At 44.9% G+C, this 12,856-nt stretch carries 10 protein-coding genes; 9 read left to right on the top strand and 1 reads right to left on the bottom strand.

Going from position 1 to position 12,856, the window contains the following annotated elements; genetic code table 11:
* Nucleotides 1-7 precede the first annotated feature (7 nt).
* The 8 genes from QZU58_RS00795 to recO all read left to right on the top strand — a co-directional run bounded on the left by QZU58_RS00795 (nucleotide 8) and on the right by recO (nucleotide 7,642).
* Complete coding sequence (locus QZU58_RS00795) at nucleotides 8-691, top strand: RseA family anti-sigma factor (protein WP_294460083.1); 684 nt, start codon at nucleotides 8-10, stop codon at nucleotides 689-691.
* Nucleotides 692-694: 3 nt separating this feature from the next.
* On the top strand, nucleotides 695-1,768 hold the full coding sequence (locus tag QZU58_RS00790) for a MucB/RseB C-terminal domain-containing protein (RefSeq protein WP_294493884.1): 1,074 nt from the start codon (nucleotides 695-697) through the stop codon (nucleotides 1,766-1,768).
* On the top strand, nucleotides 1,768-2,259 hold the full coding sequence (locus QZU58_RS00785; RefSeq protein WP_294493880.1) for a SoxR reducing system RseC family protein: 492 nt from the start codon (nucleotides 1,768-1,770) through the stop codon (nucleotides 2,257-2,259). Before QZU58_RS00790 ends, QZU58_RS00785 begins: the two co-directional genes overlap by 1 nt.
* A gap of 198 nt (nucleotides 2,260-2,457) precedes the next feature.
* Entirely contained in the window at nucleotides 2,458-4,257 is a 1,800-nt protein-coding gene (lepA, locus tag QZU58_RS00780; protein ID WP_294460089.1) for a translation elongation factor 4, read from the top strand.
* An 11-nt stretch (nucleotides 4,258-4,268) separates the two neighbouring features.
* Entirely contained in the window at nucleotides 4,269-5,150 is an 882-nt protein-coding gene (gene lepB, locus QZU58_RS00775) for a signal peptidase I (protein ID WP_294493877.1), read from the top strand.
* Between the two features lies 1 nt (nucleotide 5,151).
* The gene (gene rnc / locus QZU58_RS00770; protein ID WP_294493874.1) at nucleotides 5,152-5,868 is read left to right on the top strand and encodes a ribonuclease III; all 717 of its coding nucleotides are present in this window, start codon (nucleotides 5,152-5,154) and stop codon (nucleotides 5,866-5,868) included.
* 34 nt (nucleotides 5,869-5,902) lie between these two features.
* Complete coding sequence (gene era / locus QZU58_RS00765; RefSeq protein WP_294494088.1) at nucleotides 5,903-6,808, top strand: GTPase Era; 906 nt, start codon at nucleotides 5,903-5,905, stop codon at nucleotides 6,806-6,808.
* A 60-nt stretch (nucleotides 6,809-6,868) separates the two neighbouring features.
* Nucleotides 6,869-7,642 carry a DNA repair protein RecO gene (gene recO, locus QZU58_RS00760; RefSeq protein ID WP_294460097.1) on the top strand — a complete coding sequence of 258 codons (774 nt, stop codon included), beginning with the start codon at nucleotides 6,869-6,871 and terminating at the stop codon, nucleotides 7,640-7,642.
* A 129-nt stretch (nucleotides 7,643-7,771) separates the two neighbouring features.
* On the opposite strand, the gene QZU58_RS00755 is transcribed toward recO, so the two are convergent.
* Complete coding sequence (locus QZU58_RS00755) at nucleotides 7,772-11,260, bottom strand: ATP-binding protein (protein WP_294493871.1); 3,489 nt, start codon at nucleotides 11,258-11,260, stop codon at nucleotides 7,772-7,774.
* Nucleotides 11,261-11,525: 265 nt separating this feature from the next.
* Here QZU58_RS00755 and rlmD point away from each other — a divergent pair.
* A partial coding sequence (rlmD, locus tag QZU58_RS00750; RefSeq protein ID WP_294493869.1) for a 23S rRNA (uracil(1939)-C(5))-methyltransferase RlmD occupies nucleotides 11,526-12,856 on the top strand: 1,331 nt, incomplete at its 3' end.

The following is a 12,856-nucleotide window of genomic DNA, read 5'->3' as shown; positions in this document are numbered from 1 at the left end:
TATTCTTATGAGCGTTAAGGAAAACAAATTCGAATTACTTTCCGCATATCTTGATGGCGAGACTTTATCGGATGATCAGCTTCTGGAGCTGATGTCCGACGAGGAATGCATGTCCAGATGGGAGGTTTATACCCGTCAGCGTGCCACCGTGAGAAATGAAATTCCTGACGGTGTTGACATGGATTCGTTCAGCGAGTCTTTGTCAGCAAAGCTTGATGCGGAAGCCGTTTATATAAACATCGGAACCGGGAACGATTCGGCTCCGGCAGGAAAGGCCGTAAATGATGAATTGCCTGAAGTGAAACCTGCGGCTAGAAATGATTTCTGGGGTTCGCTGGGGAGAATAGCCGTTGCCGCCGCAGTAGCCTGCGTGTGCGTATTCGGTGCGCAGCGTATGCCTTTCGTTCAAAAATCCGATTTTAATGATGATTCCGTGTTCAGTGGCGGAATGGCGATAGAGCCGGTAAGCAATACCGTTGTTTCAGGGGATAATAATCTGTCTCTTGACATAGGCGGAGCCAATGGTGTTACCGATGCCCGGAGAGCGAACAGTGCTCTGGTTAAGGCGGACGGCGTTGACGGTTCTCAGATGGAAGAATACAACCGCAGAAAGCTGGCTGAAATGAATACCATTGAGGCGCTGTTCAATGATCATGACTTCACCAGAAGAAATATTGTTCAGGAAAGATAACAGGTGAAATTGAATAAATTCAAATTGTCCATGGCAGTACTGCTTACCGCAGTATTGCCTTTTTCCAATTTATGGGCGGAAGACAAAACCAGTCAGAACCTGGGTGCCGAACATCGTTTCAGTGAAATGCAGAATGCCTACAGAAGTTCAAATTTTGAGCTGTATTTCGTGAAGCAGAGTATGGCAACGGCAGAACCGATATCATTTTCCCACGGTGTTGTGGATAATCGTCAGTACAGCCACTGGCTGTATCTTAACGGGGTGCCGATGGGGTATTTCTCCGCAGAGAATATTATTGCTTATTTCAGGGCCGGTAGTCAGCCGGAACTGGTAGAACGCGGTGTACCTCCTTTTCTTATAGGGCGTTTTAACACGGTATCCCTTGACAAGGTGTACAGCAATTACGTTCCGGTCAGCATTGGCAGAAACAGAATCGCAGGCAGAAACGTGTTTATGGTTCGTCTGTCACCGAAGAAGAATGACCGTTACGGATATGTTCTCTACATTGATGAAATAACAAAGATTCTGCTGCAGGTTGACGTGGTCAATCCTACGGACGGTCAGATGGTGGAATCTTATATGGCCACGCATTTTGTTAATACATCCGAACCGAATAAAATAATTCAGAAGATTAACGAGGCTTATCTAAATGATCCGGTGATTGTCGAAATGACATCAAAGAATCGTGAAGCGTCAGAATCAGTCGAAGGTGAGGCTGCGGATAATGATTCAGCGGCATCTGACATCAGTAAGAAAAAGCGTGCTGAAGATATCAGGAAGCTGGGGTGGGGGCTTTCATATGTTCCGAGCGGTTACGAGCTTGTGAAGATAGAAAAGAATTCAATTCCGGATCAAAATTCCGAGGCGGAGCATCTGCTTTATACCGACGGCCTTTCTGATCTGTCCGTATACCGCATAAAGGCTCTCGAAGGAAGTGAGTTCCCAGTGGTCAAACAGGGAACAACCAATCTTTTTCGTTACAGGGCTGATCCATACGAAATAGTTGTTGTAGGCGATATTCCTGTGGAAACGGAAAAGAAAATTGCCGAATCGTACAGCGTACCCGGAAATAATTAATGAACTCAAACAATGCATATCTTGAGCGTCTTGCTCTTGTTGTCAGTGTAAACGAAGAATGCAGAACGGCTGTCTGTGAATATGGCGTTAACGGCCTGTGCGGCTCGTGCACGGAAAAATCAGACAACTGTGTTCCGGATATCTTTGCTTCCGGGCCTAAAACAATGTCCTTTACACTGAAAAACACCTGTGATGCCAAGGTTAATCAGGTGGTGAGAGTCGGTGTTCCGGCAAAATCACTTTTGCTGAGCTCTTTTATTTCCTATGTAATTCCCCTTGTTTTCATGATATCCGGTGCCGGTCTTGCATTCTGGCTCATGTCCGGACATGAAAATGCCGACATATATGCGTCAGTCGGAGCATTCATCGGTCTTGTTTCCGGATTTGTTACGGCCGCAATTACAGCCAAAATCATGCAGAACACCATATGGAATCCCAGAATGCTCGGGGGCCTGCCTTTCACTCCAAAATGCAATACACAACAAAAGTAGAAAATTAGAGTATAATGCTGTTTTGATTTAACTATAAAATTTTAATTTCAGCTCCGTTATGCGTAATAAAAGCGTTTCCGTCGTCCTGTCGGATTTATTATCCTGGAGAAATCATATGCCGGATTATGATTGTGTTTAACGGCCGGAGCTGACAGAGACAGATTAATTTGGAAGAGATTACAGGCTCCCTTACGAAGAATGATAAAGAATAATATTAGAAACTTTTCAATTATTGCCCATATTGACCATGGTAAATCCACGCTGTCCGATCGTCTGATTCAGTTGTGCGGCGGTCTGACTGAGAGAGAAATGCAGGAACAGGTTCTGGATTCCATGGATATAGAGCGTGAACGTGGAATTACCATCAAGGCCCGTTCCGTAACCTTAAACTATAAGGCCAGAAATGGTGAGGTTTATGAGCTTAATTTCATTGATACTCCGGGACATGTGGACTTTTCTTATGAGGTGTCCAGGTCGCTGGCTGCCTGTGAAGGTGCGCTTCTTGTAGTTGATGCAGGGCAGGGTGTGGAAGCTCAGACCCTGGCCAACTGTTATCAGGCAATTGATTTAAACCTTGAAGTACTGCCTGTACTGAACAAGATTGACCTGCCGGCTGCCGATCCTGATCGCGTGGCGGCTGAAATAGAGGATATTGTCGGAATTGATTCATCTGAAGCCGTAAGATGTTCCGCAAAAACCGGTGTCGGCGTAGATGAGATTCTTGAGCAGATTGTTGAAAAGATTCCTGCACCTGAAGGAGATCCGGAAGGAAAACTGGAGGCTCTGATCATCGATTCCTGGTTTGATGATTATCTTGGTGTTGTTTCTCTCGTCCGTATTAAGAACGGTCATCTTAGAAAGGGAGACAAGATTAAGGTAATGAGTACCGGCGTCTGCTGGGGTGTGGACAGACTCGGCGTGTTTACTCCGAAACTCGAGGATCGTCGCGAACTTTGCTGCGGCGAGGTTGGTTGGGTTGTCTGCGGTATTAAGACCATTCACGGAGCTCCGGTAGGTGATACCTTAACAAATGCGAAGGACGGAACACTTGAACCGCTTCCGGGCTTCAAGAAGGTTAAGCCTCAGGTTTATGCTGGTATGTTCCCTATTTCCACGGATGATTATGATGCGTTCAGGGAAGCCCTTGACAAGCTGTCTCTTAACGACGCTTCACTCTTCTTCGAACCCGAAAACTCAACGGCTCTCGGCTTCGGATTCCGTTGCGGCTTCCTCGGCATGCTGCATATGGAAATCATTCAGGAAAGACTGGAAAGAGAATACAATCTTGATCTGATAACCACTGCACCGACCGTGGTGTATGAAATTGAGCTTACCAACGGAGAAGTCATAAAGATTGATTCTCCGGCAGCACTTCCTCCGGTAAGCAATATTGCTGAAATCAGGGAGCCTATAGCAGAGTGTAATATTCTTACACCAAATGAATACATCGGTAATGTGATGCAGCTGTGTCAGGAAAAGCGCGGTATTCAGACAAACATGGTTTATCACGGTAATCAGGTGGCGCTGACTTATGAGATTCCTATGGCTGAAGTCGTGCTGGACTTCTTTGACAGACTGAAGTCAACGTCCCGCGGTTACGCATCACTTGATTACAGCTTTAAACGTTTCCAGCCGGCCAAGATGGTAAGACTGGATATCCTGATAAGTCAGGAAAGGGTTGATGCTCTGGCAATAATTACCCATAAGGATAATGCGGTAAGTAAAGGCAGACTTCTAGTGGAAAAGATGAAAGAGCTTATTCCTAGACAGATGTTTGATATTGCCATTCAGGCTGCAATAGGCAGTCAGATTGTTGCGAGAAGCACGGTAAAGGCTTTGCGTAAGGACGTTCTTGCCAAGTGTTACGGCGGTGACATCACCAGAAAGCGTAAACTTCTGGAAAAGCAGAAGGAAGGTAAGAAGCGCATGAAAGCCTTAGGTAAGGTTCAGGTTCCGCAGGAAGCCTTCCTGGCCGTTTTACAGGTGGGAAGTGAATAAGAGGTACCGTAGTGAATAACATTACTCTTATCTTATATGTGGCGACAGGTTTGTCGGCACTGTTCTGGTTTGCAGATCTTCTTTATTTCAAACCAGGCCGCAAGCAGGCATTAAAGAATGCGGAAATTTCACACAGAATACCGCTGACGCGTAAGGAAAAGGAAGCCATAATGAATTCCAACGGCTTTATCAGTTCCATCGCCAGCTGTTTTCCCGTACTCTTTGTTGTTCTGATTGTGCGTTCATTCTGTTATGAACCGTTCAGGATTCCTTCCGCATCCATGATGCCGACTTTACTCAGAGGAGACTTCGTGATTGTGGAAAAGTTTAGGTATGGTCTGCGTAACCCTCTGAATAACGAGACATGGATTAAAACATCATCTCCGCAAAGAGGGGAGATTGTCGTATTCAAGTATCCTGAAGATACAAAAATCGATTATATTAAGCGCATAATCGGTCTTCCCGGTGATACCGTTGTTTTTAACAAGGGCGAGCTGTTCATAAAGCCTGCCGGTGAATCGAACTATACGAGAATTTCAGCTGTTGAGGATCCTGCTTCTCAGCAGATGTGGACGGCCGTTAATCTGAGTTATACGAGTGAACACGGGCTGACGGGAACAGAGGATCTTCTGGGCTATAAGCATAAAATAATGCACGACAGTTCCGCAAATATAGTGGAAAAGTTCTATGTTCAGGGAGACAGACATTACGGTGAATGGGTAGTTCCCGAAGGCAGTTATTTTGTAATGGGTGACAACCGTGAACATTCACGTGACAGTCGTTTTTGGGGATTTGTACCGGATAAGTATCTGGTAGGAAGGGCTGTAGGCATCTGGTTCAGCGGAACATTTGATTCCGGTATAAGGATCGATAGATTGGGAGGCCTGGAATAAATTGGCTAATGCAAAGGATCTGAAGGAAAGATATTTTAGACTGGAAAAATCCTTGGGATATGAATACAGGGATCTTGGTTTTTTGGAAAATGCACTTACCCACAGAAGTGCCAGCACAGTGCATAATGAAAGAGTTGAGTTTCTCGGCGACTCAATTTTAGGTTTTGTAATAGCCGACAGATTATTTGAACAGTTTCCGGCAGTTCAGGAAGGCGATCTTACAAGAATGCGTTCAACACTTGTTAAGGAAGTCACGCTTGCGGAAATTGCACGTGAGTTTAAGCTCAGTGATTATTTAATTATGGGGCCGGGTGAGCTTAAGAGCGGCGGTTATCGTCGTGACTCGGTATTAGCCGATGCCGTTGAATCAATAATTGCTTCAATTTATCTGGACAGCGGTCGAAGCATAGAGGTAATCAGAGAACTGATCCTTACATGGTTTGAAGGCAGGTTGAAGGTTATTCATCCGGGGAATGATCAGAAAGATTCCAAAACTCAGCTTCAGGAATTTCTGCAGGGGAGACATCAGCCTCTGCCTATATACACCGTAACTGAGATTACCGGAGAGGATCATGATCAGAGTTTCACGGTAAGATTAACCTTTGAGAACAATCCGAATGAAGCTTACATCGGATACGGCACCAGTCGCCGTAAAGCTGAGCAGAATGCCGCTGCCAAGGCTTTACAGGTAATTTGTTTAAAAAATACTAAGAGGTAATACCTTGAATTCTGACTTTGATTTAGATGAAGTTGTGTCATCAGACACTCATTGCGGTTTTGTGGCCATAGTGGGCAGGCCAAACGTGGGTAAGTCCACTTTGCTTAATAAGATTTTAGGTCAGAAGGTAAGTATAACCTCAAGAAAACCTCAGACCACGAGACATCGTATTGTGGGTATTGATACCGAAGGTCTCTATCAGACCATTTATGTTGATACTCCGGGTCTGCACAAAGAAGAAAAGAGAGCCATCAATCGTCTGATGAACCGTGCCGCTGAAAGTTCAATAGGTGACGTGGAACTGATATTTTTCGTGGTGGACTGTGCACGCTGGAATCAGGATGACGAAATGGTTCTGCAAAAGATTAAACAGGTAAACATTCCGACTGTTCTGGTTATCAATAAAATTGATTCGGTTCAGAACAAGAAGGAACTTCTGCCTGTTATGGAGAAGCTTTCAGGAAGACTTAATTTTAAGGATGTGATTCCTGTATCTGCCAAGCAGGGTACCAATGTTGAGACCCTTAAAGAACTTGCCAGGGAATCGCTTCCTGCCTGTGAATTCTGCTTCCCTGATGATTATATTACGGACAGATCAAGCCGTTTCATGGCTGCAGAGATTATTCGTGAAAAGTTAATGCGCTATACCGGGGACGAGCTTCCTTACAGCGTAACCGTTGAAATTGAAGACTATAAGATTCAGCCTAACGGCACGGTTAAAATTAATGCCCTGATTCTGGTTGAGAGAGAAGGTCAGAAAAAAATGATTATCGGCGCCGGCGGTGAAAAGCTGAAGACGATAGGTACCGAAGCCAGAAAAGACCTTGAAAACATGCTGGAATCAAAGGTGTTCCTGCAGATGTGGGTAAAGGTGAAATCCGGATGGGCTGATGATGAAAGAGCTCTGAGATCCTTAGGTTACATGGATTTTATGGAATAGTCCGGACATAAAGACTGAATTCTGTTTGTTGTTCCCGGCAATGGTATTACGGATAAGAAATTGTATACAGGTAATCGTGGTCGTGAGACCGTATGCTTTGTGATAAGAGCCGTTCCTTACAAGGAAAGCTCCCTGATTATCGATGCCTTAAGCATGGATATGGGACGTATTTCCTTTGTGGCCAAGGGGGCAAGAAACGTTAAGAGCAGTCTTAAATCCATGCTTCAGCTGTTTACGCCTCTTAAGGTAACGCTGAAGGGACTTAATAACAGCCTTAAAACTCTGGTTGAATGCAGTCCTGCGGGAAAGCAGATTACCTATCTTCCGCCTACTCTTTTTTCCGCTCTTTATGTCAATGAACTGATTTATTTTCTCTATCGCATTGAGGATGACAGTACCGGAGTCTTTTCAGCATATGTCGAGGCTCTGGACAACATGCTTGATGAGCGCAGAGTTGAGCAGTCGCTCAGAAATTTTGAACTGACACTGCTTGAAGAGCTTGGTGTGGGTGTGGATTTTTATCATGAAGCCGGCAGTGATGAACTGATTAAGCCGCATACCTGGTATTTCTACCGAATGAACCATGGCTTTGTCCCGGTTGATCAGGAAATGATAAGTGCCAATATCAGTATAGAAGATGTCTACAGGGGAGGGGATTTGCTGGAAATCCTTGAAAGACACTTTACTCCATCCTCTCTCAGGGCGGCCAAGAGAATATGTCGCAAGAATATTCAGTATCTGCTTAACGGCCGGGAAATAATGAGCAGAAAGCTTTACATTGATTATCTCGAATCATCTGAAAAGTCTGATGAATCGGGTAACCGCAACAGATAACCGTATTATTCTGCGTTTTCTGTCTGTTCCTCAACGGCAGTTAACATATTAAAAAGCCTTTGGACTGCATCCAAAGGCTTTTATCGTTAAACATTCCGATATTTATCCGAAAACCAAGGCTTCAGCCCGTTACTTTTTCGGAGGAACGGAGGTGCTCTTCAGCTGTTTTAGCCAGCCCTGACCGTTCTTTTTGATGTTCTCAATGAAGTCTTCAAGCTCAAGAAGCTCCGGCTCCAGGTCATCCACGGTGCTGCCCTGCTTGATGGCAAGCTCTATGGTATTGCACAGTTCTTTGACCTTAGGCATGCCGCAGTAAACTGCTCCGCCTGCAAATTTATGAATCACAGGAGCCAGTTCCTTTTCGTTGCCTTTTTTGAGCTTTTGATAGTCATTTTCGAACTTCGGAATACTGTCAAGGAAACCCTGTAACATGTCCACGGCCAGATCTTTCTTGTTTGCAGCCCTGGTAAGGGCTTCGGTAACCGTCCACAGAGCATTGCCTGCGGCAGTAGCCGTCTGGACCTTTGGTTGGGTCCCGGCCACATTGTTAACGGAATTTGCCGTCACGGTAGCCTTAGCGGTTGCTGACGGCTGAGCCTGCTGCTCCTTAATTCCCTCCTGTGGGGATTTCTTTTTCGCAAGTGTGGTCAGCGGTTTTCCGGAGACATTGCTGTTTGTATTTTCCTGCGGTTTAGGATCTGCCTGGGTAACAGACGTTCTAATCGGTAATTTTGCCGCATTAGGATTCTTTATGCCGACGGAAGGAGTTTTCTGGGCACTCTTTCCTGCTACGCGCGGTATCCTTGAAAGGTTCACGGCTGATGCGGCAGGTGTTTTTGCATCCGTTGCCGTTGCAGATCTGTCAGCAGGTTTGGTATCCGGCTGTGTTCCTGATACGGTGTCGGTAACAGTAACAGCAGGAACAGAGTGGGCTTTATCTTCGGTAAGGACTGCTTCCTCTTTTTTAACTACCTTGATTTTTTTACTCTTGTGCTGAGAATGTTCCTCTGCTGTTTTTGTCTGCTCGTCATTCTTTTTCTCACCGGTTATGGCGGCAGGGGCTACTTTGCAGTATTTGAGAACCATCTTTTTAAGGAGCTCCTCATCCAGAGGTTTTGACATGTAGTCAGCCATGCCTTCCCTGATGAATCGTTCCTGTTCCTCTTTCACAACCAGTGCAGTAACCGCAACTATAGGAGTTTCCCTGTTGTTCACTCCTTTCTTGATATTTTTCATGGTAGTCACGCCATCCATGATAGGCATCTGGATATCCATGAATATCAGGTCAAATTCAGTGTGGAGACACTGTTCAATAGCATCATGTCCGTCTGATGCCGTATATACGTCGGTAACAAGATCCTTAAGGAGAGCCTTTATCAGCGACAGATTTATTGGGTTGTCGTCAACGGCGAGAATTGACGCAGGAATAAGATTTGTATTGGTGCTGCTGATTTCTTCTGTTTTGTTTTCAGAAGTACTGCTTGCAGTATCTTCTGTTTTTTCTTCAGAGGCATCAGGAGCCGTATTCTGAATCTTAGGTGTCTCGCTGCTTTCATGGTGTGGCAGGCTTTCTGCGCCCTGTGACAGCAGGGCCTGCAGAATCTTTTCGGAAGTTACCGGCTTGACCAGTACCGAAACCTTGTCAGACAAGTCCAAAAGCTCTTTGTGTACCTTTTCATCCATAGTATTGACGGCAACAATGACTTTCTTGACCTTTGACAGATCGAGGGCATTGAAAGTCGTGAGGAGTCGGTTGAATTCAAAGTTGCTCGGCTGTCCGATGACTATGTAATCAGGGCTGTCTGCGGTCGCCAGGGCATTAATCGCACCGGTTGTTGAAACGGCAAATACGTCCATCTCGATTTCCTGGAGAATGCTCTTGATGGAATCTCTTACCCATGTGTTGTTTTCAATGACAACCACACGGTTGTGGGCAAGAGCTCTCTGTTCAGGAGTTTTGATGTTGAGAACAGGTGAAATTCCCTTATTCAGAATAATGTTGAAATTGAATGTCGTTCCCTGTCCTGGTTCAGATGTCAGTGATATTTTACCGCCCATCTGTTCAATCAGGTGACTGGTAATGATAAGCCCCAGACCTGTACCACCGTAGCGGCGGGATATTGATGAATCAGCCTGTGTAAAAGGTTTGAACAAGGTGGTCTGTTTTTCCGGATCTATACCGATACCGGTATCCCTTACTGATACGGCGAGATTTATCTTGGTGATAGGAATCCCGTTGGATTCCATCTTGGAGATTTTAAGTGCCACGTTTCCGTTCTTTGTGAACTTTATGGCATTGCCGAGAAGGTTTGTCAGAATCTGCCCTACACGAATAGGGTCGCCGATGACGTAATCATGTACGTCAGGATCGATGTTTACTGTTAATTCGATACCTTTCTGATAAACGGTTGGAGTAAGAAGGTTGACGGTTTCGTAGCAGGCCTTTCTCAGTGAGAATGGAATTTCCTCAAAACTCAGCTTTCCGGCTTCAAGTTTTGAGAAGTCAAGAATGTTGTTTACGATGGACAGCAGATTCTTGGCGCTGCGTTCGATTGTCTGAAGATATTCTGACTGATTGTTTCGTAATGGAGTTTTATAGAGCTGCTGTGCAAAACCTATGATGCCGTTAAGAGGGGTTCTCAGCTCGTGTGACATGTTGGCAAGGAATTCTGATTTGATCTTGGATGCTTCGTTTGCCTGGTTAAGGGCGGAATCGAGCTTGTTGTTCTGATCATCAAGAAGGTCAAGGGTCTGTCTGAGGTCGTTTGTGGCTTCGTCCACGCTGTACTGCATCTGGTTGTGGTACTCGGTCATGCTGTCAGCCATGGAATTGATATAGTTGCGCAGACGTTCGAGCTCACCGTACATGATACCATTAACCTTTGTGTTTACATTTCCTTCACGGATTTCGTAAATTGTGGTGGTAAGACGGTTTATCGGATCCACGATAATTCGGTTCAGATTGATTCCGAACAGCAGACTGAAAAGAATTCCCAAACCAAGGACCACAAGAGCCATGGTTACGCTTGAGTACATGTCAATAACAGTCTGTTGAGTGATAAGGTATATGCATACATATCCTGCAACGGGACGCGGGTAATTAATCTTGCTGTTGGTGAAGCTGAGCTGTTCCTCCTCGCCTTCATATGGGGATTTTGTTTTATCAACGTACAGCTTCAGCATGTCTGCTTCATTGTAAGTGTAAATCGGCATGCGCATGATTATGCCGCCGTTTTCCGAATAATCAACGCTTGCGGATTCGTAGATGTACTGATTTTTCAGAGGATCCAGACGGAACTGGTTGATTTCGGGAGCCGAACTCGATGTTACCAGCATGTTGTTGTCGTGATCAAATACGGAAATTGCCAGAACATCTCTTGAGTTCTGTCTGTGAAATTCGTTAATGAGTCCCTGTGCCAGTATTTCGTCGCTTTGTGACATGGCATAGCTGAGGCTGGTTGCCAGCGGGCTCAGTATCTCCCTGCCGTGCTCAATAAGTTTGTTATTAAGTCTGGTGTAGTTACTGAACAGAAAGTATGTCATTGTGGCCAATCCCACAATAAGCAGGGGGAGAATTGAATATATCAGTATTCTCGTGCGCAGACCGTGCCGATTCATTTGAGCCTCTTACTCGTTAATGATAAAAGAATCGAAAAAGTATATAATATTTACCAGTTTCCTATTTTAGCAACTTTAAGTATTCTTAACTAGAAGATGGACGATCTTTTAGACTCAAATATGTCTTATGTTAGAATTTTAAGATTTTATAAAATGAATTCCCGGCAGCTGTGAAAAGCATATGACTGGTCTTATGCCGTATGTGCTGATGATATGATAACAGTTACGGTTACCGTTCGCAGATAAATAAAATATAGAGTTAGGTATGGTTAAGTTTTTTAAGCCGCAGAAAAAAGAAGTTTCACCCAAGCATTTTGCTTTAAGTATCATTGACGCCGATATAAGCGGGCGCGGCGTCGCCAGGGACGGTAACGGAATTACCTGGTTTGTTCCCGGAGCTCTTCCCGGTGAAGAAGTTGTTGTAAGAGCAGTTTCCGTCAAAAAGAATAACATCGGTGAGGCGGAACTCATCAGCGTCAAGAAACGCAGTGAACAGAGAATTTCTCCTAAGTGTCCAAATACCGGGTGCGGTGGCTGTTCACTCCAGCATATTTCCGTTGAGCTTGAGAAACGTTTCAAGGCTGACGGTATTGTACGTCTCATGAAAAAGAATCTGGGCATTGATCCAGGAACTCCTGATGATATAGTTTCCGGTGAGGAATTCGGATACAGGCGTACGGCAAGACTGTCAGTAACCGGGGATCGTCGGGAAATTCATTTGGGTTTTCGTGAGGAAAAGGGCAAGAATCTCGTGGAAATAGATTCGTGCTGTGTGCTTCATCCTGATCTTTCAGATTTAATTCCGGTAATCAGAGAGGTTCTCAACGAAATCTCCAATTTCAAGCTGATAGGTCATGTTGAACTGGTTAGGGCAGACAACATTACGGCTGTGATGTTCAGATGCATAAACAGTCTCGAGCCTTCAGACTTAAAAACCCTGTTTAATTTTGGTAATAAGAACGGAGTTGCTGTATATGTACAGACGCGTCATGAAAAGGGTAAGGAAGATCTTGAAGACTGGGAAGAACTTGACCTTCTGAACGAAGACATTTTGAACGGAGAAAAAGGTCTTTACTACACCATTGACGACAAGAGAATATATTTTGTTCCCGGGGATTTCATTCAGGTCAATGATGAGATTAACAGACTCATGGTCAGCAGGGTTATGAACTATCTTGAACTTACCGCTGATGACAGACTTCTTGATTTATTCTGCGGGTTAGGTAACTTTACCTTGCCGATAGCTTCAAGATGCGAACACGTGTACGGCATTGAAGGCGTCTGGAATATGGTTAAGGAAGCGCAGGTTAATGCTGAGCGTAACGGTATTGCCAATGCGGAGTTCTTTGTTCATGATCTTACGGATGATTTTGAGAAGACGCTTTGGGCCAAAAGCAAATTCAATAAGGTAATGCTGGATCCTGGACGGGCAGGAGCGGAAAAGGTTATCGGATATCTTATGAAGAAGAAGCCTGAGACGATAGTATATGTTTCATGCAACCCGCTGACCATGATTCGTGACATTAGGGAAGCTCTATCCAAGGGCTATAAGCTGAGCCGGTGGAGTGTTTTTGACATGTTTCCGAAGACGGAACA

This window comes from uncultured Ruminobacter sp. (assembly GCA_902764345.1).
GTDB lineage: Bacteria > Pseudomonadota > Gammaproteobacteria > Enterobacterales > Succinivibrionaceae > Ruminobacter.
This window is presented reverse-complemented; position numbering and strand designations above follow the sequence as displayed.